We start from the raw sequence: 21,027 nt of genomic DNA on the forward strand, positions 1-21,027 counted from the left end.
CGAGCACGACGGAGACACCCACACATGAGCACGGAACGCGAACACGACGGCGAGAGCGAGCCCGGACGCACCGGCACGTTCGGCGACTACGGCGGCCAGTACGTCCCCGAGGCGCTGATGCCGGCCCTCCAGGAACTCGAGGACGCCTACGAGCGATACGTCCTCGAGAACGAGGACGGCTTCATGGACGAGTTCCGCGAGCGGATGCGCGATTTCGGTGGCCGGCCGACGCCGCTCCAGCGCGCGGATCAGTTGAGCGAGCGCTACGATCGCGAGATCTACCTCAAACGGGAGGATCTCGTCCACGGCGGCGCGCACAAACTGAACAATGCACTCGGACAGGTCCTCCTGGCCAAGTACATGGGAAAAGAGCGGATCATCGCTGAGACCGGTGCGGGCCAGCACGGCACCGCGACGGCGATGGCCGCGGCCCACCTCGACATGCCCTGCGAGATTTACATGGGCCGGACGGACGTCAACCGCCAGCGGCCCAACGTCTACCGGATGCGGATGAACGGGGCCGAGGTGAACCCGGTCGAGGCCGGCAGCGGGACCCTGAAGGAGGCGATCAACGAGACGATGCGCGACTGGGCGACCACCGTCGAGCGGACCCACTACGTGATCGGCTCGGTCGTCGGCCCCCACCCGTTCCCGCAGATGGTCCGGGATTTCCAGTCGGTGATCGGCGACGAGGCTCGGAAACAGATTCGGGAGAAAGCCGGACGGCTGCCCGACAGCGTCGTCGCCTGCGCCGGCGGCGGCTCGAACACGATGGGGACGTTCCACGCCTTTGTGCCGGATTGCGCGGAGTCACACTCCGCGGATAACTCGAGCGGCGAGGGAAGCGAGCCGCGAGAGCACGTCGACCTCTACGCCGTCGAGGCCGGTGGCTCGAGCCTCGAGATCGACGAAGACGACGGCGTCGCGCCCAACTCCGCGACGCTCTCGACGGGCACCGACGGCGTCCTCCACGGCGCGATGACGAAGCTCCTCCAGAGTACGGACGGCCAGATCATGGAATCCCACAGCGTCAGCGCGGGACTCGACTACGCCGGCGTCGGCCCGGAACTCTCGCATCTCGTGGCGACGGGCCGAGTCACACCCGCGAGCGTCGACGACGAGGAGGCACTCAACGGCTTTCACCGGCTCTCGCGACTCGAGGGGATCATTCCGGCCCTCGAGTCGAGTCACGCCCTCGGGTATCTGGAAGAGGAACACGAGACCCTCGGCGATCTCGTCGTTGTCAACGTCTCCGGGCGCGGCGACAAGGATCTGGAAACCGTGCTCGAGGAGACCGAGAAGCGCGATCTCGAGGCCGCGCCGGACGTCGAGGTGTTCGACCAGTGAGCGACGAGAATCGGCAACCGGAGGGAGGAGATCCTCGGAACGACGAGCGGGGAGCGAAGCGACCCGCGAGCGACACTGACACCTCGGCCGAGTACGGCAGCGACGTCGAAGCCGCCATCCGCGAGAACCATCCCGCGCTGATCACCTACATCACGGCGGGTGATCCGTCGCTCGAGGACACCAAGGCATACGTCGAGGCCCTCGACCGCGGCGGTTCGGACCTGATCGAACTCGGCCTCCCCTTTTCGGAGCCGATCGCGGAAGGGCCGACGATCCAGGCCGCGATCAACCGCGCGCTCGAGGCCGGGACGACTCCACAGGGGTTCTTCGAGTTGGTCGACGACCTCGAGACCGAGGCACCGCTGCTGGTGATGACGTACTATAATATGATTCTCCAGTACGGGGACAGCGAGGCGCCACGCGCCTCGGAAGAGGCGAGCGGGCAGCGCCCGCGAGCCAAGCCCGACGTGAGACCCTTCGTGGAGCGGGCCGCCGAAGCGGGCCTCTCGGGGATCATCGTTCCCGACCTGCCCGCCGAGGAGGCCGGTCCGCTCCGCGAGGCCTGCGACGACAACGGACTCGACCTGGTCTTCATCATCGCGCCGACGACCGAGGGCGAACGCCTCGATACCATCATGTCACAGGTCTCGGGCTTCGCGTACGTCCAGGCCCGACTCGGGACGACCGGCGCGCGCGCGAACGTCTCGAGTGCGACCCACGACAGCCTCGCGCGGCTGTCGGAGTACGACGTGCCCAAGGCCGTCGGCTTCGGCGTCAGCGAGGGCGACCACGCCGCCGAAATCATCGAGGCGGGCGCGGACGGCGTCATCGTCGGCAGCGCCTTAGTCGACATAATCGCCTCGAGCGAGACGCCCGAAGCGGCGGTCGACGCGCTCGAGGCGAAAGCCCGTGAACTCAAACGCGGTGCGCAGCGCGGTGCGACTGATGCCGCGGCAGACGCGGTGGAAGATCCACCGGAAACAGAACACCCATAACTACAAGCTTGCTACACTCCCGCAATGACCACCGGAACTGACGCACGACTCGACCGAATCGGCACAGACGGATCGTACGTGATCGTCCCGATGGATCACGGCATCACAATGGGTGCCGTCCAGGGATTGAAAGACATCGAATCGACCATCGACGGCGTGACCAGCGGCGGAGCGGACGCCGTCCTCACGCAGAAGGGGATCGCACCGCGCGTCCACGACAACAAGAATGGACGAGGGTACATCGTCCACCTCAACGGCTCGACGACGATCGGGCCGGACGAGGAAGACAAGCGCATGACGGGAACCGTCGAGGAAGCGATCCGAGTCGGTGCCGACGCCGTCTCCTTCCACATCAACGTTGGCTCGGACCACGAACCCGACCAGCTCAGCGAGCTCTCGGAGGTAACCGAGACGGCCGAGCGGTTCGGAATCCCGGTGCTCGCGATGGCCTACGCCCGTGGGCCCGGCGTTGATCCCGAGGACCCCCAAGCGCTGGGCCACGCGGTCCGCCTCGCCGAAGAACTGGGTGCGGATATCGTCAAAACGGGATACAGCGGCGACGCCGACAGCTTCCAGCACGTCGTCGAGTCGACCCGGCTGCCGGTGGTCATCGCCGGCGGCTCGAAGGGCTCCGATCACGAGACCATCGAGATGGTCCGCGGCGTGATGGACGCCGGCGGCGCCGGCGTCTCGATGGGACGCTCGATCTTCCAGCACGAGGACCCCGAAGCCATCGCGCGGGCCGTCGCCGGCGTCGTCCACGACGATCTCTCGACCGACGAGGCCCTCGCCGAAGCGGGACTGGCGCTCGAGATCTAGATCTGACGGCCCCCCGTCTTTTCTGTAGTGGGCACTCTCAGCGGTCACAGCGCTCGCAGCAGCTGTTAGATCGCTCAGTGACAGTGCGTATTGAGATGGACGTCGCGGTCGGCGTAGCGCGGACACAGCTCGACCGTGGCGTGATCGACGCCGTGACGGGCGAGTTCGTCGTGGACGCGGCGGACGACCGCCTCGGCGTCCGTCATCAGTTCGACGTCCGTCTCGACGTGGACCGTCGCGACCGTGATCTGGCTGCAGATCTGCCAGGCGTGGAAGTCGTCGACGCCAGCGACCCCCTCTATCTCGCGGAGGTGCGCTCGAATGTCATCGCTCTCGAGGGGCGTCTTGAGGAAGAAGATCTCGCCGCTGCCGCGCAGTACGGTGATCGCCGACCAGGCGACCACGGCGGCGATGAGCGCCGCGGTGAGTGGGTCGATGACGCTGATGCCGGTCACCTCGATGGCGACGACGGAGACGATGACGGCGACCGAGCCGCCGGCGTCGCCCAGCAGGTGGTAGAACGCCCCTTTCTCGTTGAGGCTCATCGCGTCGCCGTGGAGGACGTAGACCGAGCCGAGGTTGACCAGCAGGCCGCCGATCGCGATGGCGATCGTCGGGCCGGCACCGATGGCGACGGGCTCGAGGAACCGCTGATACGACTCCCAGAGGATGAAGCCGACCATCGGCAGGAGGAGCAGTCCGTTGAGGAAGGCGGCGAACGGCTCGAGGCGGTGGAGGCCGTACGACCAGCGGTCGCCCTCGCCGTACTGTTCGGCGACGTGGGCGGCGGCGAAGGCCATCACGTACGCGAGGGCGTCGAACAGCATGTGGACGGCGTCGCTGATGAGCGCGACCGAGCCGAACGCCAGCCCGCCCGCGAGCTCGACGACGAAGCCGACGACGTTGATCAGCGAGACGGCGGCGAGCTTACGGCTGCTCGTCGACGCCCCGCCGTGGCTGTGGCCGCCGTGATCGTGGCCGCCGTGCGAGTCGTCGTGGTCGTGGCCACCGTGCGAGTCGTGGGTGTGCGCCGACTCGTTGTGACTCATCGTCGTTCGAATACAGTGGTTCCGGCTTATTAATCAGGCTGCTATTAAACGGCGTTTTCTATGCCAATCATAACAAAAATAGTGAGGTGTGTTAATAACTTCCCGCGTAGCGTCTCGCAGTTCAGCACACGCGATTTACCCAATCGGAAGAATTTCGGTGGCGCTCTCCCTTCTCGAGTCTGTGACCGACGGCGAGGAGTACACGCTCGCGGACGAGATCGTCGCTCGTGCGCGGATTCACGCCCGCGAGGTCGTCGACGAGTACGAGCTGGCGGTCGACCTCGGGGCCCTCGAGTGGGACGTGTCGACGCGAGCGCGCCGCCGGGCGGGGGCGTGTCGCTGGCACGCCGACCGTGAGGTGGCGACGATCGTGCTCGCTCGGAAGGCCTACGAGGCCTACGAGTGGCCATCGTTCGCCGAGATCGTCCGCCACGAACTCGTCCACGCGTGGGAGTTCCAGCGATTCGGCGAGTCCGGACACGGCTCGCGGTTTCGCGAGCGAGCCGCGGCGCTCGAGGCCCCGCGCTACTGCGAGGCGTTCACCGAGCCCCGCTACGTCCTCCGGTGTCTCACGGCCGACTGCGACTGGCGAGCGAAGCGCCACCGCGCCTCGAAGCCGGTGAAGTCGCCCGATCAGTATCGGTGTGGAGCGTGCAGCGGTGCGCTCGAGGTCGAACACGCGGCCAGCGGCCGAACGTGGACGACCGCGAGCGGCTACGGCGGCGCGAAAGCGGCGCTCGGCGACGACTGGTAGTGAGACGGGATACAACTATTTGGGACTCGAATTGTGCGATAGCATCCGTAGCTAACTACAGCTGGGCGGGAATGAAAGGGGCTTCCCGGGTATTGATTAGGCGAAGCAAATTGAGATACCCTCTGACAAGGACACCTGGTCGACCGCGGAACACTTATTCGCCTCACACGACCTGTTTCGGGTATGGGAATACTCGAGTTGATGCTGGGTAATTCAGAGCCCGGCGAGCAGGGCGTCGAAGGCAAGTCCTACGCGCTCCCGAAGGAGACGCACGACTTCGTCTACCCCGTCGCGGTCCGTCGCGAGGAGGTGGCGGCGTTCGCCGAGTTGCTCGCGGCCGAAGCGGACGCGCCGCCGCTGGCGGACGCGAGCGACGACCTGCAGTCGGTGTTCGACGGGCTGGTCGGCGAGGGCGGTATCGACGCCGAGGAACTGACCGACCAGATGAGCCGGCCCCGCGAGGCGATCGAGCCGATGATCGAGACCTGGTCCGAGACGATCGAGCGGGATATCGGGGTCGTCTACGCCCGCGTGGGGGCCTACGAGAACCTGGTGGCGTTCGTCAAGTTCTGCAAGCAACGCGACGAGGACGACGACGACCCGTTCGACCTCCCCGAGACCTTCCCGGACGCGGCGGCGCTGCTCAAGCGACTCGAGGAGGGCACCGAGACGCAGTACCGCGCGCTGGTGCATACGGACCTCCTGCCGGACGAATAGCGCGGCGGTCGCGCTTCTCTAGACGATCGTCTCGAGCGCCTCGAGCGACGCGAGTTCGTAGGTCGGCACGTGCTCGCCGGGCGCGTCGTCGCGGCCGGTATCCAGCCAGGCCGAATCGAGCCCCATCGCGTTGGCACCCGCGATATCGGCGTGGAGCGAGTCGCCGACGTGGATCGCCGCGTCGGGCGCGACCTCGAGTTCGGCGAGCGCGCGTTCGAAGGGGGCCGCGTTCGGCTTCGGGAGAATGCCTGCGCTCGGCTCCGTGAACACTCGGACGTCGAAGGCGTCCGCGATGCCGAGCGCCTCGAGTTTCTGCGTCTGCGTCGGTCGCCCGCCGTTCGTGATGAGGCCGACCCGCCCCAGATCGCGGGCGCGCTCGAGCGCGGCTTCCGCGCCGGGCCGGAACTCGACGGCGGTCGGATCCTGCACCTCGAGGTGTGCCGCGGCGAGGGTCGGGGCGAGACCGGAATCGACGCCGGCGCGCCCCGCGACTTCTGTGAAGAGGTGCTCGTAGAACTCCCGGTCCGTCTCGGCGGTCGGCAGTTCGGGCACCGCGGCCCGGAGATCCGCGGGCGTACAGAACTGCTCGCAGTCGGCGCGCTCGAACGTCGACTCGAGGACGGTCGCGGCGTCTCGGGTCGGCTCGCAGAGGGTGGAATCGAGATCGAAACAGATCGCGTCGTAGGCGGCCATCTGCTCTGTTCTATGAGCGGGGGCGTTCTCAACGTTTCGCCGACTAGATGAGAGTTCTAAACGTGCAATCAGTACCGCTACGAACAGCCCGAAAGCCCCGACGCGCTCGTCGGCTGCAGCTCGCTGTGATCCTCACCTCGCTGCGCTCGGTTGCGGTTCTTGCGTCGCTTCGCTCGCCGAGCGCGTCGCCCCTTTCATTCCCACCCGACTGGTGGTTTGACCAGGCAGCCGAGATTCGCCGGCTGATTGGGCTGAGTTCGACTCGAGCCCCCACCGGCGATTCCACAGCAGTTATTCTCGTTGACACGCCGATTGGTGTATGGACGTTGTCAAGCGAGTGCACGTCGTGCCGCTGGGCTACGAGTTCGATCGGATCCTCGAGCCGATCCGTGACCAGCGGGCCGATCTGGTCTACCTGCTCGAGAACGACGGCGCGGGCGATGCTGGAACGGGTACTGAACGAACGAGCGAGGGCGATGATGGAACCGCCACGCGGAACGCGACCGCGGACGCGGACTATCACGACGAGTTGCGCGCCGCACTCGAGTCGATCGTCCCCGAGATCCGGACGTGGGAGTGCGATCTGACGGACGTCTACGCGGTGCTCGGCGAGGTAACGACGATCGCCGACATCCACGCCGACGATCAAGTGTACGTCAACGTCTCCGGGGCCGGCACGATTCCCGCGATCGGCGCGACGATCGCGTGCATGGACGTCTCGACCGACGCCCACGCCTACTACGTCGAGCCATCGGAATACGCACACGACGGAATCCGCGAACCCATCTCCTTCGGCCTCGATGAGATGGAGCAGATTCCGACCTACCCGATCGAGTCACCGACGCGCGACCAAGTCGCGATCATGGAGTTTCTCGCCGATCCGGCCGCGTGGGATGGCTACCACGACGATCGGACGGCACTGCCCAAAAAGAAAGACCTCATCGAGTACGCCCGCGAGCGGGAGCTCGCCTTCATGGCCGACCGCCGCTCGCCCGACGAGCGGACCGGCGAGGACAAAGGCGCGTTTCGAGTGTTGGATACCCACGTCCTCGAGCCGCTCGCCGAGGACGGCTACGTCACGATCGAGCCGGTCGGCCGCCGGCGCGTGGTCGAACTGACCGAGCGGGGCGAGAACGCCTACCGAGCGTTCCATCACAAGCTCATGGACGACGGCGGCGGGCCTCGATAGGAGGTGCCACCGGGGAGGAAGAACGTGGGGGAAAGAACGTCTTGGGAGGGAGGAACGTCAGCGGGGAGCGTGCCGCTCGCGAGGTGGGCACGTGATGAGACGGAGACGGCTCAGTCCTCGCGGTGGACCAGGGTGTAGAGCCTCGTACCGAGGCGAGCGAGTTCGAGGTCGGCCTCGAGCCGCTCGATGTGATCGCGAAGGGCGGCCGCGTCGAGCCCCGGGACCTCGCGGTCGGTGCGGGAATCGAGATGGCTGCTCGCGCGCGCGAGCAGGAAGGGCGCTGCGTCAGCGAGGCGCGAGCCCGGTAACTCGGGGCCAGCGTTGCGTCCGCGCTCGACCGCGGCCAGCACTTCCTGCGCCACGACGAGCGTCCGGCGCAGCGACCGGATCTCGTCGGCATCGGCGGGCGAGCACAGGTATCGTGCCAGCAGTTCGTCGGCCGCGACGACTCGATCGGGATCGACGTCGAACGTCTCCGCGACCCGCTCGCGGTCGGGTTCGCCGACGCCGGTGCGGCGACACGCGAGCCGGACGGCACCCAGCACGGCCGCCGATCGGCCGTACTCGAGCGTCGCCATCTGGCCCGCGTGCTCGAACACCGCTCGAGCGACGTCGGCCGCAGACTCCACCTCGAGCCGACGGGCGGCACGGTCGATCGTCAGTTCGGCGTCCGTCTCGAGGTGGCGCTGACCCATGACTGAACGATCGGCCGGACGGGTATTATCGACTTCTGAGAAAGTATTGCTACTATCGTTACTATCGCAAGTATCGCGAGTTTCGTTACAATCTCGGTCACAGTAACTGTGATGACGGGCCGCCGACGCGGGGATGCGGTAGGGCCGCCCCCATCGACGACTGCCGATCGACTCGTCCCCCTGCCTGATCCGCCACGTTCAAGCCGATTCCCTTCGAGGGTCGATTCATGACGCGATCTGTCTGGGTAAAAGCCGACGACACCGTCGGCGACTGGGACGACCGCCGGGCGCGGATCACCGCAGCGCTCGAGGCGGGTGCGGACTGGGTACTGGTCGACGAAGACGACGTGGCGCGCGTTCGCGAACTCGGCGACATCAACGTGGCCGCGTTTCGGACCGACGGCGACGTGACGCTGGTCGACGACATCGACGATGCCGAAGCGGACGCCGAAAGCGACGACGCCGTGTCGGCCCCGCAGGCGGACGCGATGATCGTCGGCAAGGACGGCGAGGGCGACGCGACGATCGACCTCCCCGAGGACTTCTCCGGCTCGGCGGATCTCTCTACGTTGCGGCGCGAGGGCGACTTCGATCGGGGTGCGTACGTCCGCATCCTTGGAAAAGAGTACGAGCGCTTCGCCGAAACCGCCGCCGCGGAGGCCGATCACACGATCGTCGTCGGCGAGGACTGGACGATCATCCCGCTGGAAAACCTGATCGCCCGCATCGGCGAGGAGACCGACCTCGTGGCGGGCGTGACCAGCGCCGAGGAGGCGAAGACGGCGTTCGAAACCCTCGAGATCGGCTCCGACGCGGTCTTGCTCGACTCGGACGATCCGGACGAGATCCGGCGGACGGTCGAGATCCGCGACGAGGCCGAACGCGAGAGCCTCGACCTCGAGTACGCGGAAGTGCTCGCCGTCGAGCGCGCCGGCAGCGCGGATCGGGTATGCGTCGACACCGGCACCCTGCTCGAGCACGACGAGGGGATGCTCGTGGGCTCGATGAGCCGCGGACTGGTGTTCGTCCACGCAGAGACCGCCGAATCGCCGTACGTCGCCTCCCGCCCGTTCCGGGTCAACGCCGGCGCGGTCCACGCCTACGTCCGCACGCCCGACGGCGGCACGAAGTATCTCTCCGAACTCCAGAGCGGCGACGAGGTACAGATCGTCGACCTCGCCGGTAACACCCGCGAGGCCATCGTCGGCCGGGCCAAGATCGAGCAGCGACCCATGTTCCGGATCGCCCTCGAGACCGAGAGCGGCGACCGCGTCGAGACCCTGCTCCAGAACGCCGAGACGATCAAGGTCGCCACCGCGGAGGGGCGAACGGCAGTGACCGACCTCGAGGCCGGCGACGAGATCCTGCTATACGCCGAGGACACGGCCCGTCACTTCGGCGAGGCCGTCGAAGAGAGTATTATCGAAAAGTAACGTCGCGAGAGCCGTCCGGTGGCCGCGTTATGCGTCGTTCGTCTCCGGCTCGACGGGCTCGAGTCGCGTGGTACACCAGTGGCAGAACTCGAGGTCCTCGTCGATCTCTTTTCCGCACTCTGGACAGGCCAGTCCGTCCGCTTCGGTGTCCCCGGCTGAGGAGTAGCCGAGCGCGCGAAAGGTCGCGTCGATCGCGGCGAACAGGGCGATAAACGAGAGGAGGAACTGGGCCATCGGATCGGTGTTCTCGGCCATGACGGTCGCCTGGTCGAGGGCCTGGTCGACGCTCGTCATCGGCCCGGCCGCCGTGAGCTGGTCGATCGGGAGAAAGAGCGCGCTCGCCGTAAAGAAGAGAGCGGCAAAGGCGGCGGCGCGCAGCCAATCGCGAACGAGGACGTGGCCTGCGCCGGGCATGATCACCGAGAGGCCGGCAGCGAGGATCGCGCGGAGCCATGTCATTGTACGTGGGGATGGTAGGGGACCCCTGCCCTTAACATTCCGATTTCGATTGTTTTTCAGTTCACTCGAGTCGTTTCACCAGTCCCGCGAGCGTCTCGAGGTCGTATTGCCCTGGCGCAGTCGCGTTCTCCGGATCCACAGGCGCGTAACCAATTTTCGACCCATACACAGGAGCCACCGCCCGCGTGTGACTTCCCACGTCACCCATCGCCATCGTCGCGACGGCGTCGCCGTGAGCGGTCAGTTGCTCAGTCGCGGACAACAACGCGAGCGTGTCCGCCTTCGACTCCGCTGTCACAGCCACCTTCGCCACGTCGGCATATTTTCCCGCCTCGGTCAGTGTTTTGACCATCTCGTTGCGAGGCGGCGTCCCCTCGAAATCGTGTGCCGACGCGACGATCGAGACATCGCGATCGCGAGCCGTCTCGAGCAGGTCCTCGGCGTCCCCCTCGAGGATCGACTCGAGTTCGATATCGACCGCCGCGACGGCGTCGAACGCGGTCGCCTCGGCGAGCACCTCGAGTCGCCCCTCGTCGCTCGCCTCCCCGCCTTCCCAGTCGGCCCGGTTGGTCGCGAGGATCGGTAACTCGCCCTCGTACGCCTCGAGCGCGGTCAGCGGCTCGTCGGCCTGATCCATTCGAAATTCGATCGCGTCCGCGTGCTCGCGTGCCGCGGGCTCGTCGGCGAGATCCGCCGTCGCGGCTGCGAGGACGAACGAATCGAAGTGTAGCGTCATTGCTATTCAGTGAGAGCGAGAACGACAAAAACGGTGTCGTTTCGGCGAACTCGGCGCGCGTCGTCGCCCGTGTTAGGCCATTCCGATGGTCTCCTCGGCCTCGAGGAGCTCGTGGTACCGGTTTCGAATCGTCACTTCGGAGATGTCCGCGACATCGCTCACGGCTGCCTGGGTGGTCTTCTCGTTGGTCAGGAGCGCGGCGGCGTAGACCGCGGCGGCTGCGAGACCGACCGGCGACTTGCCCGAGTGGACGCCCTTCTCCTTGGCGTTCTGGAGCAGCGAGCGCGCGCGGTGCTCGGCCTCGTCGGAGAGCTCGAGTCCCGAGGCGAAGCGGGGGACGTAGCTCTCGGGGTCAGCGGGTTGGACCTCGAGGCCCAGTTCGCGGACCACGTAGCGGTAGGTGCGGGCGATCTCGTTTTTCTCGACGCGGGAGACATCCGCGATCTCGTCGAGGCTCCGGGGGACGCCGGCCTGGCGGGCAGCAGCGTAGACGCAGGCCGTCGAGACGCCTTCGATCGATCGGCCCGGCAGCAGGTCCTCGTCGAGCGCGCGCCGGTAGATGACGCTGGCGGTCTCGCGGACGTTCGTCGGGAGGCCGAGCGCGGAGGCCATCCGGTCGATTTCGCCCAGCGCCTGCTTCAGGTTGCGCTCCTTCGAGTCGCGGGTGCGAAAGCGCTCGTTCCACTTGCGGAGGCGCTGCATCTTCTCCCGTTGCCGGGATCCCAGCGAGTTCCCGTAGGCGTCCTTGTTTCGCCAGTCGATGTTCGTCGAGAGCCCCTTGTCGTGCATCGTGTTCGTCGTGGGCGCGCCCACGCGGGACTTCTCGTTCTTCTCGGCGGCGTCGAAGGCCCGCCACTCGGGGCCGCGGTCGACCGAGTCCTCCTCGACGACCAGTCCGCAGTCCTCACAGACCGTCTCGCCGTGTTCGTCGTCGACGACGAGGTTGCCCGCACACTCGGGGCAGGCCAGATCCTCTTGCTCGCTTTCGGTCTCTTGTTCGTTCGTTTCGGGTTCGCTACGTCGTACTCTCGTGTTCGATGGTGCGTTAGTCATACGATGGCGATTGCTGGCCGGCCGAACCGATCGCAAAAGCCCGGACGGATCCGTTACCTTCCACGTTCAGACACTCGAGGTTTAATAGTTTCGAAATCCCGGCCGGAAATCCCGTCAAACTGGATAATTCGACGAATGATCATGTGAAATCGTCCCAGTAAAACGGCGCGCGACGCCGAAGCGGAGCCTCCAACTTCGCCCCGTTCGAACGGGCGGTATGGAACTCGCAGTCGGCAGCACGAACCCGGTCAAGAGCACCGCCGTCGAGCGAACGCTCGAGCGATACGAACCGACCGTGACCGCCGTCGCCGTCGACTCCGGGGTGAGCGAGCAGCCGCGATCGATCGAGGAGACCGTCAGAGGAGCCGAGAATCGCGCCCGACGGGCGCTCGCGGCGACCGACGCCGACTTCGGGGTCGGCCTCGAGGGCGGCGTCGCTCGGCTCGAGGGATCGCCGGGGCTCTCGTTGATCATGTGGGGTGCCGTCACCGACGGGGATCGAACCGAGCGCGGCGGCGGCCCGACATTTCGTCTCCCAGATACCGTCGCCGAGCAGGTCGCGGACGGCTCGGAGCTGGGTCCGGTGATGGACGACCTGCTCGGGACCGAGGGCGTCGCCGAGTCCAACGGGGCCGCCGGCGCGCTCACGGCGGGGCTGACCGACCGCACGCGAGCGCTCGGCCAGGCGGTTGCGTCATCGTTCGGCCCGTTCGTAACGGAGTATTACGACGCGGACGACTGACGATCGTCCCTCTCACACGATCGTATTCGTTGCTCTCCGTTCAGCCCCTCGACCGAATCCCGTCGCCCGGAAACCGTCACGGACAAACGATAGTCGCGGGGTAGTATATATTAACCGGCCGTACCAACGAAAGCTTTCCACCCGGTTATTGATTGCTTACCGCCGGGAAAAACCGCACGACTGCAGCGGGTTAACCGGACGTACCAAACCCCCTAAGGCCGTTCCTGTCTTCCGGCCGTGTATGAGCACTGCAATGGCCCCCGACCTCACGAGCAAACAACAGCAGATTCTGGAGTACCTCCGAAACAACGCGGCGACGAAGTCGTACTTCAAATCTCGCCTCATCGGCAAAGAGCTCGGTATGACGGCGAAAGAGGTCGGCTCGAACATCACCGCACTCCAGGAGGGCGACTACGATGTCGAGATCGAAAAGTGGGGGTATTCCTCGAGTACCACCTGGAAGGTCGACATATAACGCCACATCGTCGGCTCGATCCGTGCGCTCGTAATTTACTGATCATTTGGAACGACGAGCGACGGCTGGCAGCGATGCCGAACGCTCTTTTCCCTGCGGCGCCTCTGCCCGCGGTGAATGACGGTCGTCCTGTTCGACATGGACGGGGTCATCCTCGATGGCCCCGGGACCGATCCGCAGGTGTACGCAGACGCGGCCGACGCCGCCCTCGCCGAACTGGGTGCCGAGCCGACGGCGGCCCAACGTCGCGACTTCAGGGATCACGACCACGAGCGGATCCGAACGCACTGTGAGACACTCGACATCGATCCGGCACGGTTCTGGGAACTGAAAGAATCCTACGCCTCGAGGGGCACGCACGATCGACTCCGCTCGGGGGAGCGCGGCACCTACGACGATATCGACGCGATCCGCGAACTGAGCGAGCGAACTGCGATCGGTCTCGTCACCAACAACCGGCAGGAAACCGCCGAGTTCGTCGCCGACCAGTTCGGATTCGACTTCGACGTCGTCCGCGGGCGAGATCCGACGTTCGAGGGATACGAGCGGCGTAAGCCCGATCCCTACTATATCGAGGACGCGCTCGACCGACTCGGCGTCACGGACGGGCGCTACGTCGGCGACTCCCCGAAAGACGTCACGGCCGGCCGGGCGGCCGGCCTCGAGACCGCGTTCCTCCGACGGCCGCACAATCGCGAGCGCGAGCGACCGCCGAACGCGACCGACGAGATCGAGTCGCTGACCGACTTGCTGTCGCTGGTCGACTAGTCGGCTCGAAGGCGAGTAACTACTCGTTACCGACGGAAAATCCGTTATCCCTGGTACTCGAGGTACTGATCCGCGTCTCGAGCGAGCGTGCGCGCGCGGTCGCCGAAGGAGTCCGCGTGGCCGACGACGAGTACCAGCACCGTCTCCGGCCGTTCGACAGCGTAGCCGTCGTCGCGCGAGAGGAGTCCGGCCTCCTCGAGTTCGCCGGCGTACTTGCTCACCGTCGGCGCCGAGACGTCGAGCGCGTCGGCGAGATCGCCGGCGGTGGCGTCGGCGTTCAGGAGGAGTTCGATCAGCATCCCGCGGGGCGTCTCCCGTCGGAGGTAGCCGAGTGTGCCCTTCTCGAACTCGTCGAATCGATCGGCGGTGACGAACCGCTTGTAGTCGCCGTCTCGATAGCGCTCGATGGCGTCGAGTTCCTCGAGCCGGCGCAGGTGGTGTTGAGTCTCGCCGGTACCCAGCTGCAGGTCGTCGCGGATCTTCGAGAAGTGCGCACCGGGCGTCGTGGAGAGATAGCCCGCGATCGCGTCGCGCGCGTCGCTTTCACCCGTATCAGCCGCCGCTGAATCCGATCGTCCGACCAGCGGAGAGGCGGCGCCGAGGGCGGCGAATCGGCGCAGGGTCGCTCGTTTATCGTCGTCGACCCCATCGGATCCTGTCATACCTACCTACCGTCTCCAAGGACGCGGCCCGTAAAACAGGTTTCGCTCCGCTTTGTTCTCCGAGTATTACTGGTTAGGGATTCAATACGTGTGTCGAATCGACGGACGAAGCAGAGGAGAGACAATTCGCCGTCGTTACCGGCTCGAGACCGGGTCGAGTGTGTTGTGTGTATGAGCACCGCTCGAGGGTTCGCGACATGAACTGCGAAACGAGCGTTGCGAAGCGACCCGAACGGCGACTGTGAGCCGATCCTGCACCGACCGTGACGCGCGCGGATCGTGGCCGTTCAGTCGGTCGTCGACGACTCGTCTTCCGCGTCGGCCGGCATCTCGGTGCCGCCGTCGGCCTGACTCTGGAAGTCCTGATCCATCTCCTCGATGACTTCGTCGGGATCGGAGATGTTCGCCGGATCCTTCCCTTCCTTGATGGCCTGGGCTTCCTGTTCCATCGCTTCGACGTCCATATCCGCTTCCTGGTCGATCTCGCCGATTATCTCGGCGATATCGTCCAGGCCGATCAGTTCGCGGGTCTCGTCGTCGAACTCGCGGCTCTCGAGTTCCGAGCCGTCCTCCTCGACGTCGCTACCCGAGAGGTGCTTGCCGTAGCGGCCGACAAGCGAGGTGAGTTCCTGGGGCATGACGAACGTCGTCGACTCGCCCTGCCCGATGTCGCCGAGCGTCTCCATCCCCTTGTCGATGATCGCGCGTTCGCCCATCGACTCCGCGGAGCGGGCGCGCAACACGGTCGAAATCGAGTCTCCTTGCGCCTCGAGGATCTGACTCTGCTTTTCACCCTGTGCGCGGATGATCTCGCTCTGTTTGTCACCTTCGGCCTTCTCGACGGCGCTGCGGCGTTCACCTTGGGCCTCGAGGATCATCGCACGGCGTTTCCGCTCGGCGGAGGTCTGTTGCTCCATCGCGCGCTGGACGTCCTTCGAGGGGTTGACCTCGCGGACCTCGACCGACTCGACGCGGATCCCCCATTCGTCGGTGGGCTCGTCGAGTTCGGTGCGGATGCGGGCGTTGATCTCCTGGCGTTTGTTCAGCGTGTCGTCGAGTTCCATGTCACCCAGCACGGCACGGAGCGTCGTCTGAGCGAGATTCGAGACGGCGCGCTTGTAGTCGTCGACCTGCAGGAACGCCTTCTTGGCGTCCATCACCTTGATGTAGACGACGGCGTCGGCCGTCACGGGCGAGTTGTCGCGTGTGATCGCTTCCTGCCGGGGGACGTCCAGCGTCTGGGTTCGCATATCGAACGCGTACGTGTTCGAGACGAACGGCGGGACGAAGTTGATCCCCGGCTCGAGCAGCTTGCGGTACTCGCCGAAGACGGTGAGGGCGCGTTTCTCGTAGGCGTCGACGATCTCGATCGCGCTGAGTAAGGCGGCGATAACGACGACGAGGACGAGGGCACCGACGACTAACAGGGCAGCGCCGGCTGTCTGCATTGGAACCAATGGTACCACCATAGTCCGGAGTTACGGGGGTGGGGAGAAAAGCGTTCCCTTATTTCGTCAACATATGCGACTGAATCGCATGGGTTATCTCGACTGCTTATCCCGACCGCTCGGTCTCCGTTTCGGAGACCGACTCGTCGATGTCGTCAGCATCGGGGTCGGACACCGGCGCGTCGACATCGTCCACCTCAGTTTCCGCGGTCGGTTTGTCGCCGACGCTGCCGGTCTCGTCGGCACTCGCTCCATCGTCGGAGTCGGACGTCGCGTCCTGTGCGAGCGCGCGATCGATCTCGTCCTCGCCGATCGCACTGACGGATTCGACCGTTAGCACGTTTCCGCCACCCGGATCGAGGACGATGACCTCCTCGCCCTCCTCGATCGTGCCGTCGGTCGTCCGCGCGCTGTAGTAGGGGGCGAACCCGCCCTCGTCGAGTTTGACCTCGCCGCTACGGGTCGTGACGGTCTCGGTGACGTAGCCCGTCCGCCCGGAAAGCGAGTCCGAATCCGTCGTCCGACCGGACCCCTTTCCGCCGTAGAAGTCGAACTCCCGGTAGACGTACGCCGCGGCGAGCCCGATCACGAGCGTCAGCCCCGCCAGCACGAGCACGTTCGCCACGGGCGGAAAGAGCAGTCCGATGAGTCCGGCACCGACCAGCGCGATTCCGATGACGATGAGGTGGGCACCCGGCGAGAGGGCCTCGAGGACCATCAACACGAGTCCCGCAACCAGCAACAACAGCGGTATGTTCCCCACGAGAGATTCGACCATGTGCGGGGGTTGGGGCTTGTCCCGATTAAATGTTTACCGCATTTCACGAGTGATTTTATCGAGTCGGCGGGGAGTGACGCCGATTTGAGAACCGAAAAGGCGTCCACACGACCCAGCGACGACACGCCGGAACCGAACTCTCAGACGATAATCAGCACGAGTCGGACGATGACGAGCATCATCGCAACTGCACCCAAAAGCACGAACAGCGCGTTCTCGAGGTCCGGATCGCCGCCCTCGATCGGCGTCGAACTCGCTTCGGGCCCGTACTCGTCGTCCTCAAACGCGTCGGCTTCGTCGGTGTCCCGGTCGTCGCTCCCGCCGGAGAGGTCGATGGGGATCCGGTCCCATCCCTCATCGCGGTCGTCTCTGGTTGGCTGATCGCCGTCGCCTCGGCCCGTCTGGTCATCGTTGTCCGGTCGGTCGAGCCGATCGGGGTCACCCCAGTCGTCGTCGCCGGACGCGCCCCACTCGTCGCCGCTCCGTGACGATTCGTCGCTCATACTCGTCCGTATTGGTCCGGTCGTCAAAAAGCCGCGGTCCGACCGTCGGTCGCGACCGAGTCGGTTCAGGGTCGCTCGGGCCGGTCACCGATATCCCCGCCGTAAACGACGCCGCGTTCGGCGTCGACGGTGACCGTCTCGCCGTCTCGGAGCGCCGTGATGTCGGCATCGCTGATCATCGGGATCCCCAGTTCGCGCGCGACCAGCGCCGGATAGCCGGTCATTCCTCGCTCGGCGTTGACGATGCCGGCGATCCGATCCGTCTCGCCCGCGAACTCCTCGTCGAACGCCGCGGGGAGGGCGAGGATCGCTCCCTCGGGCACGTCCGAGAGGTCGCCGTCCGACAGGCGGACGAGCGGTCCGGTCGCTCGGCCCTCGACGACGACCTGTCCCGTCGTCAGCGCGTCCGCGGCGACGTGAACCTTCAGCATGTTCGTCGTGTTCGCCCCCTCGAGATCGGTCATCATGCCACAGAGGACGACGACGGTGTCCCCGCTCTCGGCGACGCCGGCGTCCAGTGCGGCCTGGACCGCCTTCTCGACGACGGCGTCGGCACCCTGATCCGAGACGTGCGCGTACAGCGGGGTCACGCCCCACGACAGCGCGAGCTGGCGGCGCACCGACTGGCTCGGCGTCGAGGCCACGACCGGCACGCCGGGCCGATACTTTGCCGTCTTCAGCGCGGTGTAGCCGGACTCCGTCGCGGCGACAACCGCGTCAGCGCCGATATCACGCGCCAGAAAGCGCGCGGAGCGAGCCAGCGCATCCGTCCGGGCATCGCCCGAAGCGGGCACGCGCTGCTCGAGCAACTCCGCGTACTCGCCGGAGCCCTCGACCTCGCGGACGATGCTGTCCATCGCGTCGACGACGGCGACGGGGTGATCGCCGACCGCCGTCTCGGCCGACAGCATGACCGCGTCGGTGCCGTCGAGGACGGCGTTGGCCACGTCCGAGGCCTCCGCGCGCGTCGGCCGTCGAGCGTGGACCATCGAGTCGAGCATCTCCGTCGCGGTGATGACCGGCCGGCCCGCCTCGCGACACCTGCGGATGATCCGCTTTTGGATCATCGGCACGTCCTCCATCGGACACTCGACGCCGAGGTCGCCGCGCGCGACCATCACGCCGTAGGCGGCGTCGATGATCTCGTCTAAGTTTTCGACCGCGCCGGCGCGTTCGATTTTCGCGATGATCGGAATGTCTGTACCCGCTTCCTCGAGGACCTCGCCGACCTCGTAGACGTCGTCGGCGTCCCGGACGAAACTCGCCGCGACGAAGTCGACCCCTTTCTCGGCGGCCAGTTCGAGGTCCCGCCGGTCTTTCTCGGTGACGACGTCGAGGTCGAGTTCGACGCCGGGAACGTTGACTCCCTTGCGGCCGCCCAACTCGCCACCGGTGTCGACCCGTGCGCGAACGGCGTCGCTCTCGTGATCACCGCGCGTCTCGCGCCCGAGGACGGTCGTCTCGATCAGGCCGTCGTCGAGCAGGATCCGGTCTCCCGGCTCGACGGCATCGATCGACACCGAGAGCCCGACCACGTTCGACGTCGCCTCCTCGCCCTCGACGAACCGAATTTCGGCCCCGGTCTCGAGGGACACCGTCTCGCCGTCGGGCAGCGGCGCGGTCCGAATCTCGGGGCCCTTCGTGTCGAGCATGACCGCGACGGGTTCCGTTCGCTCCTCGTCGACCGCACGGACCCGATCGATCAGGTCGGCCCGATCCTCGGGGCTGCCGTGACTCGCGTTCAGCCGCGCGACGGACATCCCGGCCGCGGCGAGGTCGCGGATCGTCTCGCGATCGTTCGACGCCGGCCCCAGCGTACAGACGATCTTCGCGTTTCTCATGTCGGACGATACTGCCAGCATCGCCTAAAAGATGGTCACTTACTCGCGTTCGAGTACCCCTCTCGGCGACTCGCCGTCGAGCCCGTCGCCTGCCACGCCAACCGTTTTCCTCGGATCGCCCCTCCGAACCGATATGCCGACCTACGCCACGCTCGTCGATCTCGCCGATCGCGATGTCCAGAACGCGCAGGAACTCGCGACGATCTGGGGCGAAATTCGAACGGAGTTCGAGGAACACGGTGCGCGACTCCGCAACTCCTACGCCGCCCTCGGCGAATACGATTTCCTCGTCGTCTTCGAGACCGACGACAACGAGGCGGCGTTCAAGTCGGCGCTGACGCTCCATCGGCACGGTCTCGAGGGGAAGACGATGGAAATCGTCGACACCGACGACTTCTCGAACGTCGTCGACGAGATCTGATCGAGACGTCGCGCCGGCGACGGTGCCGCCGAGTTCCGCCGCTCGAGAGCAGCGGTACAGCGGGACAGCAGCCCGCATCAGTCCGCCGGCCGCTCGAGCAGCCGGGTGACGCGCTCGCCGCTGACCACTTCGGGGATGACGACTTCGTCGGCGCCGGCCTCGCGCGCGACCGACTCGTAGACCTCGTCGCCGACGCGGACGAGGACCTCGGCCGAGGACGCGGCCGTCCCGCTGACGATCGCGATCTGGATGTTGACGTTCGAGTCGTCGATCGCGGCGACGAGTTTCGTCGCCCGATCGACCCCGGCGGTTCGCAGCACCTGTTCCCGTCTGGCGTCGCCCTCCACGAGGAGGTGGCCGTCCTCCCGAGCGCGTTCCGCGTTGTCCGCGTCTATCTCGATGACGACGACCGCTCGACCCGCCTCGGCGAGCCGGTTTGCGACCGTGCGTCCGAACATGCCGTAGCCACAGACGATAACGTGATCGTCGCTGTTCCGGATTCGTCGTTGCATCGTTGCTCGTGATACCTCCGTGGAAATCCGTCCCCCGAATAGTTCGGTGACGACCGTCTCGCCGATCCACAGCCCCGAGAGGACGAGTCCGACCGTCACCACCACGGCGTAGGCCTTCGTCGATCGATCGGGACCGGCGTGTGCCTCGAAGTGCAGATCGATGCTCGTCGGATCGATCATCCAGAACGCTGCCTCCACGAGACCGACGTTCCCGAGCATCGCATAGCCAAGAATTCCCGCCGCGACGATCGCAACGAAGACGCCGATCGGCGCGACCATCTGGCGCAGGATCGGTCGATTCCCGAAATTCGGTGTGCTATCGGGGAACACAGTTAACGATCCGTATCGGCATACAAATAGCTATCTGAAATGGTTTTTAATCCACGTTCGTCGAGTATATCGGAGTTTTGATGAGGAGATAGTAAAATTTGCGAGCCGGCGAGTCGATGGAGATCGATCTCGAAATCGTCTCGACCACCGTCTCGGAGTACCGGACTCCTCGAGACGACCGCGAGAGCGAATGCGACAGTACTGGGCTCTGCGCCGGAGCGTCGAATCGCAGTCGCTTTTCGGTTCGAGGAGAGAAGTGCGGCGGTGCCCGACCGAGTGGGCCTTACCAGAGTCCGGCGAGGTTCCCGAACGCCATGAGAGAAAAAAGTGACAGCGCGATCACTACTAATGCCGTCACTTCCGCCGATTCGGGAGTCTTCGGCACCCGTGCGAGCCAATTTGACCGCGTATTCGTCCTGACGGACTCCCATACGCTACTGTCACTCTGTGCCATATGGTACCAATGGATAGCATCCGTTATAGTAGTATTTGAGCGCAATTGACACTCCGGACGCTGTACACAGGGCTCGCGCGGTGAGCGACACGCAAGCCCCTCGAGGAAAACGGGGCTCTCGAGGGTCGAAACACGAACGGAGATCCAACGGCTT

Annotated in this window: 23 protein-coding genes; 11 read left to right on the forward strand and 12 right to left on the reverse strand. The window is 65.8% G+C overall.

Annotated elements, in window-relative coordinates:
* Positions 1–24 precede the first annotated feature (24 nt).
* The 3 genes from trpB to CP556_RS05090 are packed head-to-tail and all read left to right on the forward strand — an operon-like array spanning position 25 to position 3,161.
* Positions 25–1,347, forward strand: a complete 1,323-nt coding sequence (trpB, locus tag CP556_RS05080; RefSeq protein WP_098724629.1) for a tryptophan synthase subunit beta — start codon at positions 25–27, stop codon at positions 1,345–1,347.
* Positions 1,344–2,342, forward strand: coding sequence for a tryptophan synthase subunit alpha (trpA, locus tag CP556_RS05085; RefSeq protein WP_098724630.1), 999 nt, complete (start codon positions 1,344–1,346; stop codon positions 2,340–2,342). The genes trpB and trpA overlap by 4 nt, the downstream gene beginning before the upstream one ends.
* A 24-nt stretch (positions 2,343–2,366) precedes the next feature.
* Positions 2,367–3,161, forward strand: coding sequence for a 2-amino-3,7-dideoxy-D-threo-hept-6-ulosonate synthase (locus CP556_RS05090; RefSeq protein WP_098724631.1), 795 nt, complete (start codon positions 2,367–2,369; stop codon positions 3,159–3,161).
* A gap of 74 nt (positions 3,162–3,235) precedes the next feature.
* Here CP556_RS05090 and CP556_RS05095 read toward each other — a convergent pair whose 3' ends face one another.
* Positions 3,236–4,210: a cation diffusion facilitator family transporter gene (locus CP556_RS05095; protein ID WP_098724632.1), complete on the reverse strand. Its 975-nt coding sequence runs from the start codon at positions 4,208–4,210 to the stop codon at positions 3,236–3,238.
* Positions 4,211–4,391: 181 nt separating this feature from the next.
* On the opposite strand from CP556_RS05095, the gene CP556_RS05100 reads away from it, so the two are divergent.
* Both CP556_RS05100 and CP556_RS05105 read left to right on the forward strand, forming a co-directional pair.
* Positions 4,392–4,964 (forward strand): SprT family zinc-dependent metalloprotease, encoded by a 573-nt coding sequence (locus CP556_RS05100; protein WP_098727290.1) that lies wholly within the window; start codon positions 4,392–4,394, stop codon positions 4,962–4,964.
* A gap of 183 nt (positions 4,965–5,147) precedes the next feature.
* A complete protein-coding gene (locus CP556_RS05105; RefSeq protein WP_098724633.1) occupies positions 5,148–5,681 on the forward strand; it encodes a hypothetical protein in 534 nt (177 codons plus the stop codon).
* 18 nt (positions 5,682–5,699) lie between these two features.
* Here the strand turns inward: CP556_RS05105 and CP556_RS05110 are convergent, their stop codons facing one another.
* Positions 5,700–6,374 (reverse strand): HAD family hydrolase, encoded by a 675-nt coding sequence (locus CP556_RS05110; RefSeq protein ID WP_098724634.1) that lies wholly within the window; start codon positions 6,372–6,374, stop codon positions 5,700–5,702.
* Positions 6,375–6,693: 319 nt separating this feature from the next.
* On the opposite strand from CP556_RS05110, the gene CP556_RS05115 reads away from it, so the two are divergent.
* A complete protein-coding gene (locus tag CP556_RS05115) occupies positions 6,694–7,563 on the forward strand; it encodes an HFX_2341 family transcriptional regulator domain-containing protein (protein ID WP_098724635.1) in 870 nt (289 codons plus the stop codon).
* Between the two features lie 110 nt (positions 7,564–7,673).
* Here CP556_RS05115 and CP556_RS05120 read toward each other — a convergent pair whose 3' ends face one another.
* Positions 7,674–8,258, reverse strand: a complete 585-nt coding sequence (locus tag CP556_RS05120; RefSeq protein WP_098724636.1) for a hypothetical protein — start codon at positions 8,256–8,258, stop codon at positions 7,674–7,676.
* Positions 8,259–8,485: 227 nt separating this feature from the next.
* Here CP556_RS05120 and CP556_RS05125 point away from each other — a divergent pair, with 227 nt between their 5' ends.
* Complete coding sequence (locus CP556_RS05125) at positions 8,486–9,691, forward strand: 3-dehydroquinate synthase II (protein WP_098724637.1); 1,206 nt, start codon at positions 8,486–8,488, stop codon at positions 9,689–9,691.
* Positions 9,692–9,718: 27 nt separating this feature from the next.
* Here CP556_RS05125 and CP556_RS05130 read toward each other — a convergent pair whose 3' ends face one another.
* The 3 genes from CP556_RS05130 to CP556_RS05140 all read right to left on the reverse strand — a co-directional run bounded on the left by CP556_RS05130 (position 9,719) and on the right by CP556_RS05140 (position 11,939).
* Complete coding sequence (locus CP556_RS05130; RefSeq protein WP_098724638.1) at positions 9,719–10,150, reverse strand: zinc ribbon domain-containing protein; 432 nt, start codon at positions 10,148–10,150, stop codon at positions 9,719–9,721.
* A 61-nt stretch (positions 10,151–10,211) separates the two neighbouring features.
* Complete coding sequence (locus CP556_RS05135) at positions 10,212–10,886, reverse strand: type I 3-dehydroquinate dehydratase (protein WP_098724639.1); 675 nt, start codon at positions 10,884–10,886, stop codon at positions 10,212–10,214.
* 72 nt (positions 10,887–10,958) lie between these two features.
* A complete protein-coding gene (locus CP556_RS05140) occupies positions 10,959–11,939 on the reverse strand; it encodes a transcription initiation factor IIB (RefSeq protein WP_097380621.1) in 981 nt (326 codons plus the stop codon).
* Between the two features lie 217 nt (positions 11,940–12,156).
* Between CP556_RS05140 and yjjX the strand changes: the two genes are divergently transcribed.
* The 3 genes from yjjX to CP556_RS05155 all read left to right on the forward strand — a co-directional run bounded on the left by yjjX (position 12,157) and on the right by CP556_RS05155 (position 13,924).
* Positions 12,157–12,681: an inosine/xanthosine triphosphatase gene (gene yjjX, locus CP556_RS05145; RefSeq protein ID WP_098724640.1), complete on the forward strand. Its 525-nt coding sequence runs from the start codon at positions 12,157–12,159 to the stop codon at positions 12,679–12,681.
* Between the two features lie 253 nt (positions 12,682–12,934).
* Positions 12,935–13,156, forward strand: coding sequence for a DUF7123 family protein (locus CP556_RS05150; RefSeq protein WP_098724641.1), 222 nt, complete (start codon positions 12,935–12,937; stop codon positions 13,154–13,156).
* 117 nt (positions 13,157–13,273) lie between these two features.
* A complete protein-coding gene (locus CP556_RS05155; protein ID WP_098724642.1) occupies positions 13,274–13,924 on the forward strand; it encodes an HAD family hydrolase in 651 nt (216 codons plus the stop codon).
* Positions 13,925–13,968: 44 nt separating this feature from the next.
* Here CP556_RS05155 and CP556_RS05160 read toward each other — a convergent pair whose 3' ends face one another.
* The 5 genes from CP556_RS05160 to pyk all read right to left on the reverse strand — a co-directional run bounded on the left by CP556_RS05160 (position 13,969) and on the right by pyk (position 19,156).
* Positions 13,969–14,586 carry a winged helix-turn-helix transcriptional regulator gene (locus tag CP556_RS05160; protein ID WP_098724643.1) on the reverse strand — a complete coding sequence of 206 codons (618 nt, stop codon included), beginning with the start codon at positions 14,584–14,586 and terminating at the stop codon, positions 13,969–13,971.
* A 287-nt stretch (positions 14,587–14,873) separates the two neighbouring features.
* Positions 14,874–16,055 (reverse strand): SPFH domain-containing protein, encoded by a 1,182-nt coding sequence (locus CP556_RS05165; protein ID WP_098724644.1) that lies wholly within the window; start codon positions 16,053–16,055, stop codon positions 14,874–14,876.
* Positions 16,056–16,140: 85 nt separating this feature from the next.
* Positions 16,141–16,812, reverse strand: coding sequence for an NfeD family protein (locus CP556_RS05170; RefSeq protein ID WP_098724645.1), 672 nt, complete (start codon positions 16,810–16,812; stop codon positions 16,141–16,143).
* A gap of 140 nt (positions 16,813–16,952) precedes the next feature.
* The gene (locus tag CP556_RS05175; protein WP_098724646.1) at positions 16,953–17,315 is read right to left on the reverse strand and encodes a DUF7312 domain-containing protein; all 363 of its coding nucleotides are present in this window, start codon (positions 17,313–17,315) and stop codon (positions 16,953–16,955) included.
* Positions 17,316–17,380: 65 nt separating this feature from the next.
* Positions 17,381–19,156, reverse strand: a complete 1,776-nt coding sequence (gene pyk / locus CP556_RS05180; protein WP_098724647.1) for a pyruvate kinase — start codon at positions 19,154–19,156, stop codon at positions 17,381–17,383.
* A 133-nt stretch (positions 19,157–19,289) separates the two neighbouring features.
* On the opposite strand from pyk, the gene CP556_RS05185 reads away from it, so the two are divergent.
* Positions 19,290–19,577, forward strand: coding sequence for a GYD domain-containing protein (locus tag CP556_RS05185; RefSeq protein ID WP_098724648.1), 288 nt, complete (start codon positions 19,290–19,292; stop codon positions 19,575–19,577).
* 77 nt (positions 19,578–19,654) lie between these two features.
* Here the strand turns inward: CP556_RS05185 and CP556_RS05190 are convergent, their stop codons facing one another.
* Positions 19,655–20,368 carry a potassium channel family protein gene (locus tag CP556_RS05190; protein ID WP_098724649.1) on the reverse strand — a complete coding sequence of 238 codons (714 nt, stop codon included), beginning with the start codon at positions 20,366–20,368 and terminating at the stop codon, positions 19,655–19,657.
* Positions 20,369–21,027: the final 659 nt, after the last annotated feature.

The organism is Natrinema sp. CBA1119 (genome assembly GCF_002572525.1).
In the GTDB taxonomy this organism is placed as follows: Archaea; Halobacteriota; Halobacteria; order Halobacteriales; family Natrialbaceae; genus Natrinema.

Bases quoted from the DNA above. Each gene is read 5' to 3' on its own strand.
- trpB (WP_098724629.1), top strand. From the start codon at position 25: ATGAGCACGGAACGCGAACACGACGGCGAGAGCGAGCCCGGACGCACC.
- CP556_RS05090 (WP_098724631.1), top strand. From the start codon at position 2,367: ATGACCACCGGAACTGACGCACGACTCGACCGAATCGGCACAGACGGA.
- CP556_RS05095 (WP_098724632.1), bottom strand. From the start codon at position 4,210: ATGAGTCACAACGAGTCGGCGCACACCCACGACTCGCACGGTGGCCAC.
- CP556_RS05105 (WP_098724633.1), top strand. From the start codon at position 5,148: ATGGGAATACTCGAGTTGATGCTGGGTAATTCAGAGCCCGGCGAGCAG.
- CP556_RS05110 (WP_098724634.1), bottom strand. From the start codon at position 6,374: ATGGCCGCCTACGACGCGATCTGTTTCGATCTCGATTCCACCCTCTGC.
- CP556_RS05115 (WP_098724635.1), top strand. From the start codon at position 6,694: ATGGACGTTGTCAAGCGAGTGCACGTCGTGCCGCTGGGCTACGAGTTC.
- CP556_RS05120 (WP_098724636.1), bottom strand. From the start codon at position 8,258: ATGGGTCAGCGCCACCTCGAGACGGACGCCGAACTGACGATCGACCGT.
- CP556_RS05125 (WP_098724637.1), top strand. From the start codon at position 8,486: ATGACGCGATCTGTCTGGGTAAAAGCCGACGACACCGTCGGCGACTGG.
- CP556_RS05130 (WP_098724638.1), bottom strand. From the start codon at position 10,150: ATGACATGGCTCCGCGCGATCCTCGCTGCCGGCCTCTCGGTGATCATG.
- CP556_RS05135 (WP_098724639.1), bottom strand. From the start codon at position 10,886: ATGACGCTACACTTCGATTCGTTCGTCCTCGCAGCCGCGACGGCGGAT.
- CP556_RS05140 (WP_097380621.1), bottom strand. From the start codon at position 11,939: ATGACTAACGCACCATCGAACACGAGAGTACGACGTAGCGAACCCGAA.
- yjjX (WP_098724640.1), top strand. From the start codon at position 12,157: ATGGAACTCGCAGTCGGCAGCACGAACCCGGTCAAGAGCACCGCCGTC.
- CP556_RS05150 (WP_098724641.1), top strand. From the start codon at position 12,935: ATGGCCCCCGACCTCACGAGCAAACAACAGCAGATTCTGGAGTACCTC.
- CP556_RS05155 (WP_098724642.1), top strand. From the start codon at position 13,274: ATGACGGTCGTCCTGTTCGACATGGACGGGGTCATCCTCGATGGCCCC.
- CP556_RS05160 (WP_098724643.1), bottom strand. From the start codon at position 14,586: ATGACAGGATCCGATGGGGTCGACGACGATAAACGAGCGACCCTGCGC.
- CP556_RS05165 (WP_098724644.1), bottom strand. From the start codon at position 16,055: ATGGTGGTACCATTGGTTCCAATGCAGACAGCCGGCGCTGCCCTGTTA.
- CP556_RS05170 (WP_098724645.1), bottom strand. From the start codon at position 16,812: ATGGTCGAATCTCTCGTGGGGAACATACCGCTGTTGTTGCTGGTTGCG.
- CP556_RS05175 (WP_098724646.1), bottom strand. From the start codon at position 17,315: ATGAGCGACGAATCGTCACGGAGCGGCGACGAGTGGGGCGCGTCCGGC.
- pyk (WP_098724647.1), bottom strand. From the start codon at position 19,156: ATGAGAAACGCGAAGATCGTCTGTACGCTGGGGCCGGCGTCGAACGAT.
- CP556_RS05185 (WP_098724648.1), top strand. From the start codon at position 19,290: ATGCCGACCTACGCCACGCTCGTCGATCTCGCCGATCGCGATGTCCAG.
- CP556_RS05190 (WP_098724649.1), bottom strand. From the start codon at position 20,368: ATGGTCGCGCCGATCGGCGTCTTCGTTGCGATCGTCGCGGCGGGAATT.